This is a genomic window from Flavobacterium daejeonense DSM 17708, assembly GCF_000425425.1.
GTDB classification, from domain to species: Bacteria; Bacteroidota; Bacteroidia; order Flavobacteriales; family Flavobacteriaceae; genus Flavobacterium; species Flavobacterium daejeonense.
On record NZ_AUDK01000014.1, the window covers coordinates 1 to 23,560 of the forward strand.

Genomic DNA, 23,560 nt, shown 5'->3' on the forward strand with positions numbered 1-23,560 from the left:
CCTAAATGTCCCTGTTGTAAAATAGGCAATTTACACCGAATAGCGGTTTTTGACCAGCGCGGTCCGCCTGCTTGGTATCTTGGCAGTAGCCAAAATTCCAGTCCCTATGAAAGTTAATTTTATGGGTAAGGGAACTTGTGTCCATAAGTGAAGGAAAACACGCCAAAAAACCACCCCAAATACACCACAAAAAAAAGAGGACACTTAATACTCTTGCTATTCTCTCTCAAAACTTTTCGATAAATCCATAGTGCTGGCGGAATTTCAGCGGTTCCGTTCAACACGAGTTTCATTGTTCGGCTTACAGCCGCAACGAAACTCTAGCTGTTACCAGCTGGGCTTCTTCTTTCGTTGGTCATTCTTCCTGTATAATTTTCACAATGTTTCTGCAAAATGCGTCATTGTCAATAAGATTCTGAAGTGTCGTTTGAAAATTTCTTAACTCTCTTTCTTCAAGTAGTTTCTGCTGTGAAGTCTTTCCAATATGTCCTTTTCGCATAAACATTTCAATTGCTTTATCAATTCCGCCTAAAGTTGTTGGCATATCATAAAGTTTCAAAACGTCCTTGCTTTGATTGTCGTAAGTTACAAAAACCGGAAAATTTCTACTCGAAGTTTCAAATTGAATTTCTTTTAAAGTTTTGGATTTAAAATATACAGTTGCTCTTTTCTTAATGTCGGCATCAAGGTCTTTGGGTATTACTATGTTAAGTTCAAATTTTTTGAATATTGCATCATCAACTTTAATGTCCGATTTTGTGTGTATTGATTCGCAAACAATAGAAACAAAATTGTAAAAGTATCCAATAGCAAGAACTGTAGAAGGTAGCAGTCCTAATTCTCCAAGTGTGATTTTCTCATCAATTGTTTTCGATATTCTCTCAATTTCATTATTCAAGCTAGTTGAATTGGCAAGGGGAATAGTTTTTTCAAATTGTGGAACGGTAATTCCAAGTAAGTCTGTTGGAAGTTTAGCACCACTTTCCTGAATAACAAATGCTCTAGAAGGTCCAAGCCGACCAAGAAAAAGTCCAAACTCAAAAATTACATTGTCCCTTGGTGTGTCAAAAGATTTATCTCTAATGGTTGATAAATCGTCCTTGGTTGCAACAAGAATTCCAAAATCAAACAAACTAGCTTCTTTCAATAACGTGTAAAGAAAACTCTCGTTAAATTTGAAAATATCATCTGTCCAAAGGTAACATTCGTATTTTGTTCCTAATTGCAACTTTATATATTCTGCAATTTCAAGACCTTCTTTAGAAGAGCCAATAAATATTCTTGTTTTCATTATCCGTAGATTATGTTTTCATCAATGCGTTTAAATTGCTTTCCAAGCTCTTCAGTGATGTCTTCAATAAGCTCGTCAAGTTCGAGTTTTAATTTTTTAAGCTCAACGATTTTGATTTCGCTTGTTTCAAAGACTCTCTCTTTGCCGTTTGGAGACATTAAGCTCTCTCTATATAATTTGTCTGTGATAACCTTATCAAGTTGTCTAGAGCCTTCATTAAGCAAAAGTAATTCTTGATATTTGGGTTTGTTCAATGAGTGATTTTCCATAGCGAATACAATACTTGTAATCTCAAAACTTGATAGGTTAATTTCATAATCAGCATCAACTTTGAGAGTTTTTAAAAGTCTCACCAATTTAGCAAGCCCACCGTTTACCAAGGAGTTCTTTGCCTTAACATTAGCGATATGCAAAAATGGGAAGTCCTTTTGTCTTGAATGGTTGTCTTTATCGTAAATGTGAACACCACGATACTTCTCGTTGGAAGTGGATTGATAGTCTTGTGTATTTACCCAATTTGCAGGAACAACATCAACCTTTCTTTTTGGGTTAGTCGGAAAGACTTGAATTGATTTAGCTTTAGAATTGTCAACTTGGTTATAAATTGCATTTAGGGCATTGTAACACTCCTGTCTCAATTCCTTTAGGTCAGCCAAAGGGTCACCTTGATATGGGCTTATTGGTGTCAATGGGGGTTCCATACTATGATACTTTTCAGTAAATACAAGTATGTCAATGTCGCTGTGTAGCTTGATATGTGTGTCAGTCTCCACAGAACCTTGATGGCGATATTCAACAGTTAGTCCCTTATTATTTAATCCTTTAGTTAAGTTGTTCCGAATGTTTTCAGAAGCTACATATGTGTTATTTGTGTAACTAGGGTCTATTGGACTCATAGATTCAAGTGCATATTTTACACTTTCACTAATTCTGATGTCTGAGAATGATTCCGATAACACAGCTTTTTGTAGCTGGTCATCAAGTCGTCTCTTTTTTAATTTCTCAAGTCTTTGAGTGTAGTTTTTTTTCATTGTTTAATTTTTATGATTGTCGCGTCTAGCCTTGCTGGTAACGGTCTAGTATATGAAAAGTAGGCGATTTCGAAGCACGAAATTTTCAGTTAAGCATAAAGATTGATACGAGCCAAAAGACTTGATTTCACTACTGTTTCGCCTATTTTTTATATACATTGTTAGGCACTGGCTTTCTATTTTTTCCCTATTAGTTTGTCGTACCATTTCAAGTTTTTAAGTCGTTCTATTTCTGCTTTATTGGTTTGGTTTTCTTTATTCTTATTCCGTAAATCTGATTCAATTTTCTGAAGTTTAGTTTCAAGTCCGTCCGAGTGAATTTGTGAGTCAGATAGTTTTTTCTCGGTTTGTTTTAATGCTTTTTTCAATCGTTCGATTTCATTTTCAAACTCGGAAGTTTTTCCTAAAAGCAGTTCAATGGAAGAGTTCTGTTCTGATATTTTAGTTGATTTCTCTGTAAGTTCTTGTTTTTGCAATTCAATATTTTCTTTTGCCTCTGAAAGTTCATTCTTGGTTAATTCAAGTTGCTCAATAAGCGAAGAATTCTTGTGTTTGAAGTCCAAAAGACGTTTTCCCTGTACTTCAATGAATTTCTTAAAAATATCCGTCTCAATATCATTACGGAACTTTAAAGCTCTTTTGAAAAAGTCAAATGCCGATTTGATTTTCCCTTTTCCAAAATCTTCTCTTGCTTTTTTGTAGTAGAAATCCGCTTTGCCTGTATTAAGTTGTTCCGTTATTAATGTTCCGGGTGTTTCATTTTGGGCAAATTCGATAACTCTAGGGTCGGTTTTTATAGCATAACTGTTAAGTTGAGTTTTAAGCATTAAACCACTAAAGGAAGTACAACGACTTAAAGCGACATAAACCTGTCCTGGAGCAAATGCTCTTCCTAAATCAGCAATTACTTTCTCAAACGTTAAACCTTGGCTCTTATGTACGGTAATTGCCCAAGCCAAACGAATAGGGAATTGTTCAAATGTTCCTACAATTTCTTCTACAATCTTTTTTTGCTCTCTGTTGTATGAATACTGAATATTATCCCAAACTGCTCTTTCAACTTCAACTTCGGATTCATCATCAAATACAACTGTGATAGTAGCTTCTTCAAGTTCTTTTATCTTTCCAATTTTACCGTTGTAAAATCTTTTGTACTCGCCTGTGTCATTTTTGATAAACATTATTTGAGCACCAACTTTTAATTTTAAGTAATGGTCTGTCGGTTTATGTTTATCTGGAAAAGTGCCCGTTACATTCGCTTCATAAGTAAATAATTCAGTTGTGAGTTGATTTAGCTTTGTAAGGTTCGTTTCGTTTACAATGTTATTGTGGGTGGCAAGAATTATATAATCACTCCCGTTTCCTGAAAATGTCGGATTGTATTTTGCATTAAGAACACTAAAATCATTTGTATTTACTTGACTTACTCGAACCCTATTCAATAAATCAATAAATTCTTGTTCGTTCTGCCTGTAGATTTTCTTTAACTCAATATAAAGAGGTGTGTTCTGTTCTATGATTTTTGAACTAAAGAAAAAAGGGGTTTTGTAGAACTGCGATAGAATTGACCATTGTTCATTATCTGCAATTGGTGGCAATTGAAAAGTATCTCCAATTAATATAACTTGAACACCACCAAAGGGTAAATAGGGTTTTTTGCGAAAAACTTTTAAAATTCTGTCAATTACATCTAACATATCTGCTCTTACCATTGAAATTTCATCAATGATTAGCAGTTCCAAATTCTCAATTATTTCACGCTTATCTTCTCGGTACCTGAAAGTAGTATAAATTGTCTCCCTATTTTCTGTTCCCGTTGCTGTTGTTCTCAATCTTGAATCGTCAGGAACGAAAGGTCCAAAAGGTATTTGAAAAAAGGAATGAATAGTAACACCACCTGCATTTATTGCGGCAACTCCTGTTGGCGCAAGAATTACTGTGCTCTTATTTGTAGTGTCTTTTATGTATTTGAGAAATGTTGTTTTACCTGTTCCTGCTTTCCCTGTTAGGTAAACTAATTTATCTGTGTGTCGGACAAATTCAGCAGCGTTGTTAAATTCAATGTTTTCCTTGTCAAGTTCTATGTTGTCTACTGTTTCTGTCATTGTCGGTTTTTAGCTTGTGCCTAACTTGTTTATATGCTCAGTTTTTAATACTAAAGTTGAGCATATACCTATCTTTTTGGTTAGATATGCTCAACTGTAGTTGAGTTTTATTTTTCATAAATCATCAAAAGGACTTTTAATTTGTTGTATGTTTTTTGTACTTACATGAGTATAAATCTCTGTAGTTTTACTGCTATTATGCCCTAATAATTTTTGTATGTATCGCAAATCTGTTCCGCTTTCTAGCAAATGTGTAGCATAACTGTGTCGAAGCCAATGTAGCGTAACAGGTTTATTTATACCCGCCAATTTAATACTTTTTTTCAATACTTCTTCCAAACTTCTGTCAGAATATTTGTTATTTTTTCTTTGACCTTCAAAAAGCCAAGTGCTTGGTCTGTATTCTTCATAATAGGCTCTTAATAATATCAAAATTTTGGATGATAAAGGAGTGATTCTGTCTTTTTTACCTTTACTTTGCCTGATTATAACAATACCTCTTTTAGAATCAATATCCGTTGGTTTCAAATTTAAAAGTTCGCTTCTTCGCAAACCACAACTATAAATTATACTCAGCATGGTTTTGTGTTTTAAATTACTATGGGCTTCTAATATTGCTTTCACTTCTTCTTTACTCAAAACATTCGGCAAAACTTTGGCTCGCTTGGGACGGTGAATTTTATCCACATCAATCTTGGTTTTCAAAATGGTAACAAAAAACAATTTGATAGCATTCACAATTTGATTCTGGTAGGAAGCTGATAGTTTATTTTTCAAAATATACTCATTATTAAATACAATAACATCTTCGTTAGTTATTTCGGAAATGGCTTTCTCTCTATAAAAAATCAAAAACGATTTTAACGCATCGCTATATGTTGAAATAGTATTTTCGCTATAACGTTTGGAACGCATCCATTGTTTGAATTTTTCTATTTGTACTTGTGCTTCTTCCGAAGGAATGGTATGTGATAATGGGGTTATTTTGAATCGGACTCTGTTTTCTTCGGTATCAGGAATATGCCATGCTGTATGTGTCTGACTCCATCGGGCGCCGTCAATTTTTTTGATGCGTTCAATCAAGTCCGCATTTTTTTCAAAATAAACAGCAATTCTATTTTCTCCTTTGTGTTTGATAGCTTTAGCGGACCATTTCATAATGAATTGATTTTCTTATATAAATATAATGAAATAACCCGTTGGGTGAATTATTAAAAACGTCAGTTCGATTTTTTGTATAATCCCGACACTTCGGGACGGAACAAAAAATGTCCCGATAATTATCGGGACGAGAACCGTTTTTAATGGAATTTTTCTTGTTCCCGATACGATTTTCTTCCCGAGGCTTCGGGAGAAAATCACTCGAACTGACGAAAAATTTCATTAAAAACTAATTTCACCCAACGGGTTGAAATAACAATTGGAATGGCAATTTCAATTGCAAAGAATATTATTGTTTGATGCAGGGATTGTGTGGGGGATGGCAGCGGAGCTCTCCCTATTTTTCATCGGGAAGCGGGAGCGTACAGCTCTCCCCTGGTGGAACGTCCCGAAGCTTCGGGAGGAAGCAGGGGCACGCCCAAAAAAAAAGAGATTCTGAAACATCCCGACGTTTCGGGACAACATAAAAAAATCCGACTGCTTGTGACAATCGGATTGGGGTTTTACTATTCGATACAGTGTAAATTATCCATAAAATAGGTTTCGGGCTGGTAGGTTTTGCCGTTGAGTTCAGAAACCAATTCTTTTTTGATGATGTAATCTTCGGTGTCGGTCAGGTATTTGATGCGCATCAGGGAAACCGGAGAGGATTTTAAATCTTCCATAGTCCCTTTCATAAACATAAAAGTCCCTACAATCACGCGGTTGTCAAAGCCTTTTTCGTCGCGCAGCATGCTGCCGCAATATTCCATATTAATGTGTAACAGCGTAATGACTTTTCCGTTGTTTAACTGCAAATAGAGTTTGGAATTTTTGTCAAAACAATTGGCTTTGATGAATCCTTTGCTTTTTTGAATAAGCTGAACGTTCAGGGTTGGCAGTCCGTCAGTAGTTGCCAGCGTGCAAAAAATATAACTGGAAGTTCCGGCAAAGTTTTTTTCGGACATCAGGTATTCTTTCGTTTGCTTGTAAGTACCTATGGAATCCTTGACGTTACTGGAATATTCGCAGGGGAATTTTTGTGCCAAAGCATTCAGGCTAATAAAAAATAAGGCAGAGAGTACTAGTTGTTTCATTAGGATTGTTTCTTGTTATTTTATTTTGGCGCAAAATACTATTATTTTGTTAGTATTCACATCAGTGGTGAAAAAAGAATAGTGATTGCCGCCGTCTTTAATTTTCCATTTTTTACGAATGTTTTCCACGGTTTCAGGAAAATTTCGGGTGGTGATGTTGCATGGTTTGCCGCTCAGATGGGTTTTGATTTCGGGTTTGTTGTATGGGAAAACGGCTTTGATTTCAAAAATTCGTCCCGGAAAATCTACTAATTCTTCCGAAGTATAAAGGTGCGAATGCCGGTGTAGTTTGTCAAGTCTAAATTGAATGGCAACTTCGTCAAAAGCCCCCGATTTCATAATGGCACTGTTGGCTTCATAGAGGTATTTTTGAGGCAATCCGTAGTTGGGAAGACTTTGATTTTGCCGCATTTCAAAGTCAAAAGTATCAACGGAACCTTTGGTTATATTGGCTGTTTTTACGGAAATAATGCCCGAATAATCGCGATGTAATTCCCATAAAAGTTCTTTGACTTCGTTTTCTAAAGCAATAATGTGAATGGTTTTGACATTTTTCAACTCAGATAATCCGGCTGAAATATCCAGTAAAGGAGCGGTTTTAATCAAAATAGCAGCCGATTTTTCGAAATAGAAATCCAGATTTTCAGGAACGTTGGGCAGGCAGTCTTTGAGCATAAAAACCTTGCCTTTTATATCGCTTCTTCGGGAAGGATCAATGTAAATCCAATCCCATTTCTGGGTGCTTTTTTTCAGGATTTCCAGACTGTCGCCTGAACAACATTCGATATTTCTAACTTGAAACTGTTCAAAATTATGTTGTACAATTTCCGAAAGTTCCGGGTTGATTTCGCAATGAACTACAGATTTTACTTTTTTGGCAAAATAATAATCGTCCACACCAAAACCGCCTGTTAAATCAATCAGATTTTCGCCGGAAATCAAATTACTTTTGTATATAGCGGTGGCTTCGGAAGAAGTTTGTTCGACCGAAATTTTGCCCGGAAAAAGAATATTTTGGGTGTTAAACCAGCTTGGTAATTTGTCTTTGGCTTTTGCTTTGGCTTCAATTTGGTTCAAAATCAATTTCCAGTCCACTTCCGGAAAAGGATTTTTTTGCAAAGCCAATTTGGAAATCGAAGTATTACTATTTTTGTTTATAAACTCCTGAATTTCGGACTGTAAAATATTGATATTCAATTTAAATGTCTTTGGTTAGCAATTTGATGATTTTGTATTCCGGAAAGAATTCTTTACCAATTACTTTTATGATGGTATATAAAGGAACAGCGAAAATCATTCCCAAAATTCCAAAAAGAAAACCGGCAATTAAAATAACAAGGAATATTTCCAAAGGATGAGAACTGACACTTTTGGAAAAAATAAGTGGTTGGGAAACATTATTATCTATCAGTTGTACAATCCAGAACCCGATTAAAACATAGATGGTTACCGGTAAAATTTCAGATTGAAAATCATTTCCTAAGTGGCTTAACATCGTTAAAATGGCGGCTAATATTGATGCGATTAGCGGGCCAACATAAGGGATGATGTTTAAAACAGCGCATAAAAAAGCAATAATTAAAGCATTAGGTATTCCAAAAATGACTAAAACAATCAGGTATAAAAGAAAAACGATGAATAATTGAAATAATAATCCAATAAAATAGCGGGAAAGTAAATTGTTTATTTTTTCGAAAGAGTTTAAAAATTGCTCTTCGTGGCTGTCAGGGATGAGTTTTTTAGCTCCTCTGAGAAAGAGTATTCTGTCTTTTAAAAGGAAAAAAGTAATGAATAATACCGAACCAAATCCAACACCCAAACTACTAATCGTTCCAAGAAGGCCGTTTAAAAAATTAGGAATTACGGTAAAGTTGATGTTCGAAGTCAAATTGGCTTCTTTTAAAACTTTTGCCGAATCGATATTATGAGCGTCTAAAAAAGAAGTAATTTGATTTTGAAGTTCGATGATGTTTTTTTCAATTTCGGCAGTATTAAGCAGTGATAAGTTTTGTCCTTGCGAAGAGATTAAAGGAATAAACATTAAAATAAACCCCAGAATAAGTAATATAAAAATAAATACCGTAGTGGTAGTAGCGAGGATATGGTTGAATTTTAAACGTTTTTTAAAAAAATGGGAGATAGGCTGCCCTATCATGGTTAGAATTATGGAGATTACTAAATAAGTAAGTACAGTGCTGATTTTATAGATAAAAAACAATAGTAAACCGACTAAAATAGTCGTTGCTAAGGCTCTTAAAATACCTCTGGAAATAGTTCTTGATGTAATCATTGCTCTTTGTTTAGCTGATAAAGATAAAAAATATCAAATCAATTTAGAAGTAAATTCATAAAGTGCAATACTTGCGGCCTGAACGACATTCATACTGCTGTTTTTACCAAACATATTGATGTGTACAATTTGGTTGGAAAGCGCTAAAAGTTCCTCACTAACGCCGTTGATTTCGCTTCCGATAATCAGAGCAATTTTTTTGTTGGTTGGCAAAAGAACATCTTTAAGTGCTTTACTGTTAGAGGTGATTTCTAAAGAAATGATTTCGTAATCCTGTTCTTTTAAATGTTCAATTAAAGTGTTTTCTTCTTCAAAAACAAGATACGGAAGATGTAAATGAGTGCTTCGGCTGGTTTTATTTATTTTTCTGGGATTTAACGGAATATCTTTTCCTAAAAAGATGATTTTTTCAATTCCGAAAGCTTCCCCGATTCGAAAAAGTGAGCCGATATTTTGCTGAAAATAAATGTGGTCACAAATCAGGGTGATCGGAAATTGTGAGGATTCAAATTGGGTTTCTTCGTGAGTGAGTTGCACGGGAAAATAATTAGTTGTTAAAGATGTAATTGATAATGTTGGCGCCCATTTTCAGGGCTTTTTCACGCACAGCAACCGGGTCGTTGTGAACTTCGGCGTCTTCCCAGCCATCGCCTAAATCGCATTCGAAAGTATAAAGTAAAGCTAAACGGTTGTTGATGAAGATTCCAAAAGCCTGAGGACGTTTGCCATCGTGTTCGTGAATTTTAGGCAGACCATTAGCAAAAACAAAAGGTTTTTGAAAAATAGGATGTGTTGCAGGAATTTCGACTAAGGCTTTATCGGGGAATATTTTTTTGATTTCTTTTCGGATGTATTCGTCCATCCCATAATTGTCATCTATGTGCAAAAAGCCGCCGCCACTTAAATATTTTTGAAGGTTTTGTACGTCAGAAGGACTGAAAATAACATTTCCATGTCCGGTCATGTGAAGGAAAGGATACGAAAATAAATCAGGACTGCTTGGTTCTACTGTAGCTGGTTTTGGACTAATGGTCGTGTTGATATGGCTGTTGCAAAAACGAATCAGATTAGGCAGAGAAGTAGGATTGGCATACCAATCGCCGCCGCCACTGTATTTTACCAAGGCAATCTCCTGAGAAAAAGAAGCGAATGAAATCAATAATAAGATAAGATAGATTTTTTTCATTTTTTTTAGTCCTTAGTTGTTAGTCTGGTCATTGCGGGTTCCGATAGCTATCGGAACGAAGCAATCTCACTACTTTTTTTGATTTAATTTTTATATGCAGGATTTACTTGTATTAATGTGATTGCTTCGCTATCGCTCGCAATGAACTTATTCATTAAAAAACACCACACTATGACAGGCAACTACAGCTGCCGTTTCAGTGCGTAATCTGGTATTTCCTAAAGATACCGGAGTGTAATTATTTTCTAAAGCCAAAGCAATTTCTTTGGTCGAAAAATCGCCTTCAGGGCCGATTAACAAAGTAACGTCTTCGTTGGGTTTTAAAACTGATTTCAGTGTTTTTTTATCGGTTTCCTCGCAATGGGCAATCAATTGTAAACCCTTATTTTGTTGTTTGCTGATGAATTCCTTGAAAGTAACCGCTTCGTTTAGTTTTGGTAAATAGCTTTCGTTGCATTGTTTCAAAGCGGATAAAACGATTTTATCAAAACGTTCTTTGTTAATCACTTTTCTTTCCGAACGATCGCAGATAATTGGTGTGATTTCCTGAATACCAATTTCGGTTACTTTTTCTAAAAACCATTCAAAACGGTCGTTCATTTTGGTAGGAGCAACCGCTAAATGCAAATGAAATTTAGAAGTTTCTTTTTTCTCTAAAGAGTTAATTTTTACCGTGCATTTATTGTCAGAAGCTAAGGTAATTTCGCATTCAAATAAATATCCTGCGCCATTGGTTACATATAAAATATCGCCGTCTTTTTTTCGTAATACTTTAATGATGTGTTTGCTTTCTTCTTTGTCAAAAATGAAAGATTCCGTTAGCTCGTCAATATTTGGATTGTAAAATAATTGCATAGTTTAGAATTGAATTCGCGCTTTAGAAACTACTGAAGCATTTTCGAAATTTTGAGATAAAAACTTTTGATAACCTACAATTCCTATCATTGCGGCATTGTCAGTTGTGTATTCAAATTTAGGAACAAAAGTTTTCCAACCGTATTTTGCGTAGGCTTCTTTCAGCGTATTTCTAATTCCGGAATTGGCAGAAACGCCACCGCCAATCGCGATTTGTTTAATGCCGGTTTCTTTGACGGCCATTTTTAATTTGTCCATCAAAATTTCAATAATAGTATATTGAATGGAAGCACAAATATCGTTGATGTTCTCGTCAATGAAATTAGGATTCTCGGCTTTATTTTTTTGGATAAAATATAAAATAGCAGTTTTTAAACCGGAGAAACTAAAATCTAATCCCGGTACTTTTGGTTTGGTAAACTTAAAAGCTTTTGGATTTCCTAATTGCGCATTTTTATCTACCAAAGGGCCTCCCGGATAAGGTAAGCCAAGGATTTTTGCGGTTTTATCAAAAGCTTCTCCTACTGCGTCATCGGTGGTTTCACCAATGATGGTCATGTCAAAATAATTGCCCACACGCACAATTTGAGTGTGCCCCCCGCTAATAGTCAGAGCGATAAAAGGGAATTCGGGTTTGTCATAACCTGCTTCATCGATAAAATGAGCCAAAATATGTGCCTGCATGTGGTTTACGGCAATCAGCGGAATATTCAGCGCTAAAGCCATTGATTTGGCAAAAGAACTTCCAACTAATAAAGAGCCCATTAATCCCGGACCTTGTGTAAAAGCAATGGCCGATAATTGTTCTTTAGAAATGTTGGCTTTCTTTAAAGCGGCGTCAATTACCGGAACAATGTTTTGCTGGTGCGCACGCGAAGCCAGTTCAGGAACCACCCCTCCGTATTGGGTGTGAACCAATTGATTGGCTACAACATTTGAGAGCACTTTGTCGTTACATAAAACAGCAGCGGCAGTGTCGTCGCAGGAACTTTCAATAGCAAGAATGTAAACCTCAGGATTGAGCATAAAAAGGTACAATTTTTGGGTTATCTTTTTAGAAACCGATTTTATTTTTCATAATTTTACGGCGCAGCCAAAATTAAAGAATTTTTATTAAAGGTTTCGCTCTTTCCTTGGGCAAAATCATTTTTCATCAACATAACAGCAAAGCATATCAAAAAAGCGATCAAAATAACTTCAAATATAATTCTTGGGCTCATCATTCTATTGTTGTTGCTGGGTATCGCATTGACCTTACCGACGGTTCAAACCAAAGTGGGGAAATATTTGATGAATCGCATTAATAATGATTTTGGTACTCATATCGCTATTGATAAGGTTAAAATTTCGGTTTTTGGCGGGGTTAAAATTCAAAATGTATTGATTTTGGACCATCACAAAGATACTTTGATTTATTCCAGAATTTTAAACACCAATCTTTTGGATTTAAATGCGGTGATGGAGGGTGATTTGATTTTTAAAACGATTCGTTTGGACGGGGTTTTGTTTGATATGAAAACCTATAAAAACGAAAAGAAAACCAATATGGATGTTTTTATCGAATCTTTCGATTCGGGAGCACCGCCATCCGGAAAACATACCCTTTTTATTTCTGATAAGGCTTCTATCAGAAATGCGCATTTTAGATTGTATGATTATAACCGGGTTAATCCTAAAGATGTTGATTTTACAAAAGTCAATGCTGAATTAACTGATTTTAAACTTTACGGTCCCGATGTGGATATTAAAATTGATAAATTGTCTTTTTTAGATCATCGTGGTTTGTTTGTTGAAGATTTATGTACGGTTTTTAGTTATACCAAGAAAAAAATTCAACTTCGAAATTTTGATTTAAAAACACCATATTCGAAAATTAAAGGCGAATTAGCACTTAATTATAAAATTGAAGATTTTACTCATTTTAATGATAAAGTAAAATGGGATTTGAAAATCCATTCGGCTACCGTTGGAACAAATGATGTGAGATGTTTTTACGACGGTTTAGCTAAAAATCAGTTTTTTTATCTCAAAAGAACTGATTTGAGGGGAACTTTAAACGATTTGTACGTAAGTCGTTTGCGAATGGTTGATTCCAATGGTTCTAAAATGGATGGAGATATTCGTTTTAAAAATATTTTCGGAAAAGAGCAGCAGCGTTTTTATATGGATGGCGATTTTAGTCAGGTTGCAACCAGTTATGATCATTTGGTTCATTTGATGCCAAAAGTTTTAGGTGAAAAATTGCCTTTGGAAATCAAAACGCTTGGAAATTGCTGGATGGAAGGAAATATTCAGTTGACAGCTTCAACCGTTGATGCAGCTTTGAATATGAAAACAGAAATTGGAAGGGTGCAATCGGTTTTTTCGATGACAGATATTGATTTCATTGACAAAGCGGCTTATAACGGAAATGTAGTTTTTGAAAATTTTGATGTGGGAACTTTTTTAAATCGGGAAGATTTAGGAAAAGTAACGATGGACGTCAATGCTGACGGGAAAGGTTTTACGGAGAAATATTTGAATACGCAGGTAAAAGGAGCGATTAATACTTTGGATTATAAAGGTTATACATATAATAATATAACGGTTAACGGGAATTTCAAACTGCCATACTATAAAGGACAAATTACTGTTGCCGATCCAAATTTGGCGATGGATTTCGATGGATTAGTTGATTTAAGTGCTAAAGAAAACAAGTATGATTTTCATATTAATGTTACTAAAGCTGATTTGCACAGACTCAAATTTGTAAATGACAGCATTTCCAATTTCAAAGGAGATGTAGTGGTGCAACTTACCGGAAATACCATCGAAAATTTACAGGGAAATGTTTTTATCAAACAAACTTCTTATCAAAATGTAAAGGATACTTATGTTTTTGATGATTTTAATGTGAGTTCTAATTTTGATGAAAAAGGAATCCGAACACTTACCATTAATTCGCCCGATATTGTAGAAGGTCAGATGGTGGGACATTTTCAGTTTAAACAATTAGGGAAGCTCACCCGAAATTCGTTGGGAAGTTTATACACGAATTTCAAGCCTGAAAAAGTAGATAAAGGACAATTTCTGCGATTTAATTTCACGGTTTATAATAAAATTGTAGAGATTTTGTATCCCGAAGTGGGATTAGCAACTAATACGGTTTTGAAAGGATTTATTAAAGCCGACAGTCAGGAATTTAAGATGAATTTTAATTCACCTAAAATTACTTATGCTAAAAATACTTTTGATAATATCCGTGTGGCGGTTGATAATAAAAACCCGTTGTACAATGCTTATGTCGAATTAGACAGCATCAAAACGCCTTATTATAAAATGCGTGATTTTAGTTTGATTAACATTACGACTAAAGATACTTTGTTGTTCCGTTCGGAATTTAAAGGCGGTGAAAAAGGAGAGGATTATTTTAATTTGAACTTATATCACACTATTGATAAGGAAAATAATAATGTGGTCGGGATTAGTAAATCGGAGATGAAATTCAAAGAAAATCTTTGGTATCTGAATCAAAAAGACCATTCGGATAACAAAATTGTTTTTGATAAGTCATTTAAGAATTTTGTTTTCGACAATATTATTTTATCTCACGAAGGACAGTCGGTTTCTTTAAACGGAACCATTGACGATCGATTGCATAAGGATTTAGAATTAAATTTTAAAGACATCGATTTGTACAAAGTCACGCCTTTGAGCAGCAAATTTGTCTTTAACGGAAATGTTAACGGCGAGGTACATTTTAAGCAAAACAATCAAATGTACAAACCAACGGCTTCTTTAGTGGTCAATCGACTGAATATTAATAAAACCGATTTGGGTGTTTTGAAATTTAATATTGAAGGTGATCAAAATCTGGAAAAGTTTACTATTGATTCCTATTTAACTAATGATAATATTGAATCGTTCAATGCAAACGGAAGTTTTGAAATTGTAAATAAGAAAACCATTTTAGACCTGAAAGTTAAGCTGGATAAATTTAATCTTGGGGTTTTTAGTTCTCTGGGTGGTGAGGTTTTGTCTAATATAAGAGGTTTTGTTACCGGAAATTCGGTGGTTACAGGCGATGTTAATAAACCAAAAATTAGCGGACGTTTGTTTGTAGATAAAGCCGGGATGACTATTCCGTATCTGAATGTTGATTATCAGCTGAACGATCGCTCGATTGTGGATTTGGTTGATGAAACTTTTTTATTTCGAAATAATACGATTACCGATTCAAAATTCAATACCAAAGGTTTGTTGAACGGAAGTATCGAACATCGTAATTTTTCCGATTGGAAACTGGATTTTGATATTAGTTCTAAAAAATTAGTGGTTTTGGATACTAAAGATTCTGAAGATGCGGCTTATTACGGAACCGCATTTATTAACGGAAATGCTTCGATAAAAGGACCTACGGATGCTTTGTTTATTAAAATTGCAGCCAAATCAGAAAAAGGATCAGATGTTAAGATTCCGATTAATTATGCCGAAAGTGTAGGTGAAAATTCCTTTATTCATTTTGTAACTCCTAAAGAAAAGTACAATAACAAAATGGGTATCGTTGAAAATAGTCGAAAATACAACGGACTCGAACTGGAGTTTGATTTGGATATTACGCCTGATGCTGATATTGAAGTGATTTTAGACCGTAATTCCGGTCATGGAATGCGCGGAAAAGGGTATGGTTCGTTGTTGTTTAAAATAAATACTTTGGGGAAATTTCAAATGTGGGGCGATTTCCAGGCTTATGAAGGAACGTATAATTTTAAATACGGTGGTTTAATCGATAAAAAGTTTGCGGTTAGAAAAGGAGGTTCGATTATTTGGGAAGGAAACCCGATGCGTGCACAGTTAAATCTTCAGGCGGTTTATAAAACGATTGCAAATCCTGCGGTGTTGTTGGATAATTCCTCATTTAACCGAAAAGTTCCGGTTGATGTAGTGATTGGTATTCAGGGAGATCTGGCGAGTCCGGATCCGGAATTTAATATCGAGTTCCCAACGGTAAGTAATGTCTTGAAATCGGAAATACAGTATAAATTATACGATAAAGATGTGCGTCAAACACAGGCTTTGTACTTGCTTTCTTCGGGAGGATTCCTGAGTCCGGAAGGAGTAAATCAGTCGGATTTCTCCGGAAGTTTGTTTGAAACAGCTTCCAGTTTGCTGGGAGATATTTTGAAAACCGATAATGATAAATTTAAAGTAGGTTTAAATTATGTATCTCCCGATCGAAGAATTGGTAAAGAAACGGATGGGCGAGTAGTGGCAACGATTTCTTCTAAAATCAACGAACGTATTTCGATTAACGGAAAGGTAGGGGTTCCTTTTGGAGGAATTAATGAATCAGCTGTTGTAGGGGATGTGGAAGTGCAATACAGGGTAAATCAGGATGGAACGATGAATCTGCGATTATTTAACCGGGAAAATGATATTAATTACATCGGGCAGGGTATTGGTTATACGCAAGGTCTGGGGTTAACCTATGAAGTTGATTTTGATACATTCAGAGAGTTAGTGAGTAAAATTTTCAAAAAATATAAAATTCAAAAAGTAAAAACTACTAACGAATATTTTGAAGATTCTAATGTAACTCCGGAATATATTAATTTTAACAATAGTAAAGAACCTAAAAAAGAAGAGTCTAAGAATAATTCGGAGGCCGTTCGAACGGATGAAGACTAATAAAAGTGATTTTATTTTTTTGTAAAAAATCTAATTTCGTAATTGATGTTAAAAAGTTGTAAATAATAGGTTATTCTTATATAAAATCTATAAAAATCGTTTTCTTTTAAAAAAAATAAGGCTTTTTTTGTTTTTCTTAAAACTTATTAACGAAAACGTTTGAATTTGTAATAAATAGTTAAAATAATAAAACAGAAGCTTTTAAAGTAATTTATGTTTCTTATTTTTACCTTTCAAAACTAAAACTATGCTAAAAACAATTAAAAAAATAGGTGTTTTAACTTCAGGTGGAGATTCGCCTGGAATGAATGCCGCCATACGTTCAGTGGTTCGAACTTGTGCGTACCATAATATTGAATGTGTTGGGATTTACAGAGGTTATCAGGGAATGATTGAAGGCGACTTCGAAGAAATGGGACCTCGTAGTGTAAATAACATTATTAATAAAGGAGGAACAATTTTGAAATCGGCGCGTTCGTCAGAATTCAGAACTCCGGAAGGAAGGAAAAAAGCCCATGAAAATTTGATTAAAGCAGGAATCGAAGCTTTAGTAGTTATTGGAGGAGACGGAACTTTTACCGGAGCTTTAATTTTTAATTCCGAATATAACTTCCCTGTTATGGGAATTCCGGGAACTATTGATAATGATATTTATGGTACCAGTCATACTTTAGGTTATGATACAGCTTTAAATACCGTTGTAGAAGCTATCGATAAAATTAGAGATACAGCGAGTTCTCATAACCGTTTATTCTTTGTAGAGGTAATGGGAAGAGATGCCGGACATATTGCTTTGAATGCGGGTATTGCCGGTGGAGCCGAAGAAATTTTAATCCCTGAAGAAGATTTAGGTTTAGAGCGTTTATTAGAATCGCTTCAAAAAAGTAAAGCTTCCGGAAAATCATCCAGTATTGTAGTTATTGCTGAAGGAGATAAAATTGGTAAAAACGTATTTGAATTAAAAGATTACGTGGATGCTAATTTACCGGAATATGATGTGCGTGTTTCTGTTTTAGGACACATGCAAAGAGGTGGTTCGCCTTCTTGTTTTGACCGTGTTTTAGCAAGCCGTTTGGGTGTTAAAGCGGTAGAATCTTTATTGGAAGGGGTTTCAAACTTTATGGTAGGATTGAAAAATGATACTGTAAATCTTACGCCGCTATCATTAGCGATTAAAGGGAAGTCGGAAATTGATCGTGAATTGTTGCGCGTTTCTGATATTATCACAACTTAAAAAAAATTGTAGCAGAATTAATCCTTAAATTTGCACACGCAAAAAACAAATCACATAATAAACAATAAATAAATAAAAAAGAAATGTCAAAAGTAAAATTAGGAATAAACGGTTTCGGAAGAATCGGTAGAATTGTTTTCAGAGAGTCTTTTAACAGAGACAATGTAGAAGTAGTTGCTATCAACGACTTGTTAGATGTAGATCACTTAGCTTACTTATTAAAATACGATTCTGTTCACGGTCAATTTAACGGAACAGTTGAAGTAAAAGATGGTAAATTATATGTAAATGGAAGAAACATTCGTATCACTGCTGAAAGAAACCCGGCTGATTTGAAATGGAACGAAGTTGATGTAGATGTAGTTGCTGAATGTACAGGTATCTTTACAACTATTGATACTGCAAGTGAACACTTAAAAGGTGGTGCTAAAAAAGTAATTATTTCTGCTCCTTCTGCTGACGCTCCAATGTTTGTAATGGGAGTAAACCACGAAACTGCAACAGCTTCTGATTTAGTTGTTTCTAATGCTTCTTGTACTACTAACTGTTTAGCTCCTTTAGCTAAAGTTATCAATGATAACTTCGGAATTGTTGAAGGTTTAATGACTACAGTTCACGCTACAACTTCAACTCAAATGACTGCTGACGGACCTTCAAGAAAAGACTGGAGAGGTGGACGTGCTGCTGCAATCAACATCATTCCTTCTTCTACAGGAGCTGCTAAAGCTGTTGGAAAAGTAATTCCTTCTTTGAATGGAAAATTAACAGGTATGGCTTTCCGTGTTCCTACTGCTGACGTTTCTACAGTAGATTTAACTGTAAAATTAGCTAAAGAAACTTCTTATGAAGAAATCATGAAAGTTTTAAAAGAAGCTTCTGAAACTAACATGAAAGGTATTTTAGGATATACTGAAGACGCAGTTGTTTCTCAGGATTTCATCTCTGACAAAAGAACTTCTATCGTTGATGCTACTGCCGGAATCGGATTGAATTCTACTTTCTTCAAATTAGTTTCTTGGTACGATAATGAGTACGGATATTCAAGTAAATTATTAGATTTATCAGTTCACATTTCTGGATTGAAATAATATTCAAATCAATATAAAATCCCGTTATTTAAAATTAACGGGATTTTTATTTTCTAAAAACAAGAGATTGCAGCGGAATTTATTTCAATTACAATCTGAAGGCTAAAAACAAAAAACTAACACACCAAAAACAAACAAATGAAATTAATAGTTGACAGCGGTTCTACCAAAGCCGATTGGATTGCCATAGACGACCAGGGAAAAATATTATTTACCACCCAAACTTTAGGATTAAATCCGGAAATCTTAGAAGGAGACCAGATTATAGCCCGATTAGACGATCGTTTTGATATACAGCAAAGTAAAAAGTTAGTGTCTCATTTGTATTTCTATGGAGCAGGTTGCGGAACGGATCGAATGAAAATTACATTGAAGGGCGTTTTTCAGGAGTATTTTCCAAATGCTGAAATTGTGGTGGAAGAAGATACTTATGCCGCTGTTTATGCAACGACTCCTAAGGATCAAAAAGCCATCGTGTGTATCTTAGGGACGGGGTCTAACTGTAGTTATTTTGACGGAACTGTTTTGCATCAAAAAGTACAATCTTTAGGCTACATTGTTATGGATGATTCCAGTGGTAATGTTTATGGAAAAGAATTAATCAGAAAATATTATTTCAATAAAATGCCAAAGGATTTAGCGGTTGAATTTGAAAAAGAGTTCAATGTTGATCCTGATTTTATTAAAAACAAATTATATAAAGAGGAAAATCCGAATGCGTATTTAGCGACTTTTGCTAAATTTTTAATTCAGCATAAAGATACGGAATTTTGTCAAAAAATCATTCGTAAAGGGATGAAGTCTTTTATCAAGAATTATGTAATGCAATACGAAAATTGTCATGAAGTACCGGTGCATTTTGTAGGTTCTATCGCTTATTATTTAAGAGAAGAATTGCAACAGGCATTTGATAAATACAATTTAGAATTAGGTAATGTGTTGAGAAGACCTATTGACGGATTAATTTCATATCATGTAACGAATCAATAAAAAAATATGGAAATCGCTATAATTTCACATGATGGAAAAAAAGTTGACATGGTTCAATTTTTAAACAAAAATAAAGAGGTATTGTCAAAAGAGAGTATTCAGTTGATTGCTACCGGAACAACGGGAGGAAGAGCTGAAAAAGCAGGTTTTAAGGTAATGAAAATGCTTTCGGGACCTGTGGGAGGTGATGCGCAAATTGCAGCCAGAGTAGCGGAAGGGAAAACTAATATGGTTTTCTTTTTTAAAGATCCTTTGGCAAGTCACCCACACGAACCGGATGTAAATATGCTGGTTCGTGTATGTGATGTGCATAATGTGCCGTTAGCTACTAATGAAGCTACTGCACAATTGTTATTGGATGCAATTGCAACTAGATTGTAGCAATTACCGAAATTTCAATATTAACATTTTTTGGCAAACATGCCACCTGAACCGTTTCACGTGCTGGAGCGGTTACTTCGTTAAAATAGGAACCATAAACGGTATTAATTGTAGCAAAATCATTCATATTCATAATAAATATAGTTGATTTAATCACATTTTCAAAAGTCATTCCGGCAGCATCCAGAATGGCTTTTATGTTTTCCATAACCTGTTTCGTTTCGGCTTCAATGCTGGAAGTTACCAGATTTCCGTCGGCAGGGTTAATGGCAATTTGTCCTGAAGTATAAAGCATGTTTCCGATTAAAACAGCCTGGTTGTAAGGACCGATTGGAGCAGGTGCTTTTTCGGTGAAAATTATTTTTTTCATGACATTATTGATTTAAAATGATTTGTTGTATTTAAACTAAAGAATTAACGATTCGAATAGTTTCGTTTTTCCCATTTAATATCACTCAGGATACCGGATTTGATTCCGATAAAGAAATTCCAGTTGGCATTAGTACCAAAAGGAGTCCAGTTGAAACTCATTCGCCAACTTGATAAATCACGTTCAAAGCGTAATTGTGTGTAAGTTACTCCTTTTTGAACAAAATCGTATCCTGTAGAAACCCCAACTTTCCATTTTGGTGTTAAATCAGTATTGGCGGAAATCATTAAGGAGTTTCCTGAAATTCTGTTTTCCCGATTATTGTTGCTATAGGTAAAGGAATAAGCAAAAGTCATATCCCACGGAATTTTAGAATTAAAAAACTCCGAAATAGTATCTTCGCCTTCTTCTTCGCTGCCGTCAAACATACTTTTTCGGTTGTCGTTCAAATCGGTAGCGGTTCCAAAAAGGTCGTCTTCACGTCCACCGTTTCGGGTGGTTTGAGCATCTTTGTTGTCTTTGTTGTCTTTTTTATCCCTGCTTGACAGAGCATAATTTAAGGTAATATTGGCACTGGTCATTCTAAACAAACTACCGCCGTTTTCAATGTTGTATTTGTTAATTCTTTGACCGGAATTATCAATCGCATAAGGATCTAAAGTAGCGGCTAAGTTGGCGTTTAATTTGTTTTCAAAAAACTGTGCTCCTGTGCTTACACGAACCGGAGACCAGGCCAGAGCGGTTACACCGTCGGCATCTAAGTTATAACTGGTAGAAAGATTCAGGTTGTTCAGCAGCATTACTTTTTTAGGTTCTGTTTTGGTAGAGTCTTTGTCTCTTACTTTTGCTTCAAAAGTATTACTGATACTGATTCCTAATATGTTTGAATTACTTAATCCCGGCGCTCCGAAAATTCCGCCTTCAAAACGGGTGTATCGTTGATCCATTCTTCCGCTGGCATCAGAAGAATAGGTATCGTAATATTTTTCAAAACTAGGTGTGTAGGAATAGGAGAAAGAAGGGCGAATTACGTGTCGGATAGCCTGAATTTTTTTATCGTCACCAAATTTAAAAGTTCCGTAAATAGTGGTTCCTAAACTGGCTGAAAAATTATAAGTTCTGAAAGCATCAAATCCGTTAACGGTATTAGTAACAACGGCACTTTGTTCTGTGTTGTATTCTTTTCGAATCGTTTTAGTGTACCAAACTTCTTCGTAGTTAGCGGTGGTGGTGGCACTAAAATATTTGAATAATTTAAAGTTTGTACTCAAAGGAATACTGTGTTGGAAACCAATTTTAGCATCTTTAAACATTTCCGGTTTAAAGAATAAAGAATCTGTAGTATTGATATAGTTTCGACCGTTAAGGTTGTATTGTAAGTTAATATTTTTGAAAAAACCTTTTTTAACTCCGTCTTTTCCAACAAAAGGATACATTCTGTCCAAGCTAAATTGCAAAGTTGGCAGTGTCATATTGATAGATTCCGTTTGCGTATTTTGCGAATGTGTCGCGGTTAGCGACAATCGGGCCTGAGGAACAATGTTAAAAGTCTTTGAATAAGAAATCGAAGAACTCAGTGTATTGTTTAAGGTCGAACCGGTGTTGGATTGGTTAATGGATTGTTGGAAATATTTACTACTTCCTAAGTTTACCGATGCCGAGAAAGAGGAATTCGGGTTTGCTTTAGAATCCCGGGAGTGCGACCATTGGATGTTGTAAATATTTTGTTTGGAATAATCCGGATAACCTCTTTCACTGTTAATCAGGTTTTCAAAACGAACGTTAATATTTCCTCTGAATTTGTATCTTTTAGCATAAGAAGACTCAAATCGCATACCGTAACTTCCATTAGTGTAATAATCTCCCAAAACAGTTAAATCATAATGATTGCTCAGGGCAAAATAATATCCTCCGTTTTGCAAAGAGAATCCGCGGGTATTGGAATTGTTGTAACTTGGTAAAATAATTCCCGAAACGCTGGTTTCTTTACTCATTGGAAAATAAGCAAAAGGCAAAGCAATTGGGGTTGGTACATCGGCAATAACTAAGTTTGTTAGTCCGGTGATGACCTTTTTTCCGGGAATGAATTTTACTTTAGAAGTTCTGAAATAATATTCGGGATTTTCTTTATTCGTAGAAGTGGTGAAGCGTGCGCCTTTTAAAAAATAGACTGAATCGTTTTCTTTTTTCGTAATGGCTGCTTTTACGTTAAATTCGCCCTGATCGGTTTTAGAATTCCAAATTAAAGCTTTCTTGGTTTTAAAATTAAAGCGGATAGAATCGGGTTCTACCACATTAGAACCTTGTTTAAAGTTGGGGTATTGGGTATATTTTCCTAAAGAATCTTTGATTCTTCCGGCATAAACTTCATTTTTTTCATAATCCATTATAATTATTCCGGATTTCAATTCGATATCCTGATAATAAAGTTCAGCATTGTCATAGAGCGTGATTAATTTTCGCTTCTGATCAATTTTAGCATATTTATCGGCTTTGTATTTTACTTTTCCTTCCAAAAAAGCTTTTTTTGGATTGATGCTATCCTTTTTAATGCTGTCGGTTTCTTTACGAATAGTGTCTTTAACGGTGGTTTTGGTTTCCGCTGATTTTTTTGTTTGTTTCGCAGAGATGGCTTTCGTTTTCTTAGAAATATCCTGAGAATAGACGTCAGACGCCCCAAATGTTAAGAAAAATGATAATAAAACGATATGAAATAAGTTTGTATGCAAAGGGATAAATACTATTTTTGTAAAATTATGGCTTGTTTTTTGAAGTGTCAAACTTACAGATTATTTTTCGTCAAAAATAGTCAAATAATCAAATTCTAGCCGTAGT

General features: G+C 34.9%; 18 protein-coding genes and 1 pseudogene. 6 read left to right on the forward strand and 13 right to left on the reverse strand.

The window, feature by feature from the left end; genetic code table 11:
• Positions 1–117, forward strand: a pseudogene (locus tag H599_RS21475) (IS91 family transposase); the annotation flags it as partial.
• Positions 118–355: 238 nt separating this feature from the next.
• On the opposite strand, the gene cap12 reads toward H599_RS21475, so the two are convergent.
• The 11 genes from cap12 to tsaD form a co-directional block, all read right to left on the reverse strand.
• On the reverse strand, positions 356–1,291 hold the full coding sequence (cap12, locus tag H599_RS0110670; protein ID WP_026714128.1) for a CBASS system CD-NTase-associated NAD(+) hydrolase Cap12: 936 nt from the start codon (positions 1,289–1,291) through the stop codon (positions 356–358).
• Positions 1,291–2,322: a nucleotidyltransferase family protein gene (locus H599_RS0110675; RefSeq protein WP_026714129.1), complete on the reverse strand. Its 1,032-nt coding sequence runs from the start codon at positions 2,320–2,322 to the stop codon at positions 1,291–1,293. Before H599_RS0110675 ends, cap12 begins: the two co-directional genes overlap by 1 nt.
• A 176-nt stretch (positions 2,323–2,498) precedes the next feature.
• The gene (locus tag H599_RS0110680) at positions 2,499–4,427 is read right to left on the reverse strand and encodes an ATP-dependent DNA helicase (RefSeq protein WP_026714130.1); all 1,929 of its coding nucleotides are present in this window, start codon (positions 4,425–4,427) and stop codon (positions 2,499–2,501) included.
• A 114-nt stretch (positions 4,428–4,541) separates the two neighbouring features.
• Complete coding sequence (gene xerA / locus H599_RS0110685; protein WP_026714131.1) at positions 4,542–5,585, reverse strand: site-specific tyrosine recombinase/integron integrase; 1,044 nt, start codon at positions 5,583–5,585, stop codon at positions 4,542–4,544.
• A gap of 509 nt (positions 5,586–6,094) precedes the next feature.
• On the reverse strand, positions 6,095–6,664 hold the full coding sequence (locus H599_RS0110695; RefSeq protein ID WP_026714133.1) for a hypothetical protein: 570 nt from the start codon (positions 6,662–6,664) through the stop codon (positions 6,095–6,097).
• Positions 6,665–6,679: 15 nt separating this feature from the next.
• Positions 6,680–7,861, reverse strand: a complete 1,182-nt coding sequence (locus H599_RS0110700; RefSeq protein WP_026714134.1) for a class I SAM-dependent methyltransferase — start codon at positions 7,859–7,861, stop codon at positions 6,680–6,682.
• 1 nt (position 7,862) lies between these two features.
• Complete coding sequence (locus tag H599_RS0110705; protein ID WP_026714135.1) at positions 7,863–8,954, reverse strand: AI-2E family transporter; 1,092 nt, start codon at positions 8,952–8,954, stop codon at positions 7,863–7,865.
• A 33-nt stretch (positions 8,955–8,987) separates the two neighbouring features.
• Positions 8,988–9,491, reverse strand: coding sequence for a TrmH family RNA methyltransferase (locus H599_RS0110710; protein WP_026714136.1), 504 nt, complete (start codon positions 9,489–9,491; stop codon positions 8,988–8,990).
• A 10-nt stretch (positions 9,492–9,501) separates the two neighbouring features.
• Positions 9,502–10,140, reverse strand: coding sequence for a DUF4159 domain-containing protein (locus H599_RS0110715; protein WP_026714137.1), 639 nt, complete (start codon positions 10,138–10,140; stop codon positions 9,502–9,504).
• Positions 10,141–10,287: 147 nt separating this feature from the next.
• A complete protein-coding gene (locus H599_RS0110720) occupies positions 10,288–10,995 on the reverse strand; it encodes a 16S rRNA (uracil(1498)-N(3))-methyltransferase (RefSeq protein WP_026714138.1) in 708 nt (235 codons plus the stop codon).
• Positions 10,996–10,998: 3 nt separating this feature from the next.
• A complete protein-coding gene (gene tsaD, locus H599_RS0110725; protein ID WP_026714139.1) occupies positions 10,999–12,021 on the reverse strand; it encodes a tRNA (adenosine(37)-N6)-threonylcarbamoyltransferase complex transferase subunit TsaD in 1,023 nt (340 codons plus the stop codon).
• 264 nt (positions 12,022–12,285) lie between these two features.
• Between tsaD and H599_RS0110735 the strand changes: the two genes are divergently transcribed.
• The 5 genes from H599_RS0110735 (at position 12,286) to H599_RS0110755 (ending at position 20,355) form a co-directional block, all read left to right on the forward strand.
• Positions 12,286–16,662 (forward strand): translocation/assembly module TamB domain-containing protein, encoded by a 4,377-nt coding sequence (locus H599_RS0110735; protein WP_081810545.1) that lies wholly within the window; start codon positions 12,286–12,288, stop codon positions 16,660–16,662.
• A 247-nt stretch (positions 16,663–16,909) separates the two neighbouring features.
• Positions 16,910–17,896: a 6-phosphofructokinase gene (pfkA, locus tag H599_RS0110740; protein WP_026714141.1), complete on the forward strand. Its 987-nt coding sequence runs from the start codon at positions 16,910–16,912 to the stop codon at positions 17,894–17,896.
• An 83-nt stretch (positions 17,897–17,979) separates the two neighbouring features.
• Entirely contained in the window at positions 17,980–18,984 is a 1,005-nt protein-coding gene (gap, locus tag H599_RS0110745; protein ID WP_026714142.1) for a type I glyceraldehyde-3-phosphate dehydrogenase, read from the forward strand.
• A 138-nt stretch (positions 18,985–19,122) separates the two neighbouring features.
• Positions 19,123–19,974 (forward strand): N-acetylglucosamine kinase, encoded by an 852-nt coding sequence (locus H599_RS0110750; RefSeq protein WP_026714143.1) that lies wholly within the window; start codon positions 19,123–19,125, stop codon positions 19,972–19,974.
• 6 nt (positions 19,975–19,980) lie between these two features.
• Complete coding sequence (locus H599_RS0110755) at positions 19,981–20,355, forward strand: methylglyoxal synthase (protein ID WP_026714144.1); 375 nt, start codon at positions 19,981–19,983, stop codon at positions 20,353–20,355.
• Here H599_RS0110755 and H599_RS0110760 read toward each other — a convergent pair.
• Both H599_RS0110760 and H599_RS0110765 read right to left on the reverse strand, forming a co-directional pair.
• A complete protein-coding gene (locus H599_RS0110760; protein ID WP_026714145.1) occupies positions 20,345–20,725 on the reverse strand; it encodes a RidA family protein in 381 nt (126 codons plus the stop codon). The genes H599_RS0110755 and H599_RS0110760 overlap by 11 nt on opposite strands.
• Before the next feature lie 44 nt (positions 20,726–20,769).
• A complete protein-coding gene (locus H599_RS0110765; protein WP_026714146.1) occupies positions 20,770–23,505 on the reverse strand; it encodes a putative LPS assembly protein LptD in 2,736 nt (911 codons plus the stop codon).
• Positions 23,506–23,560: the final 55 nt, after the last annotated feature.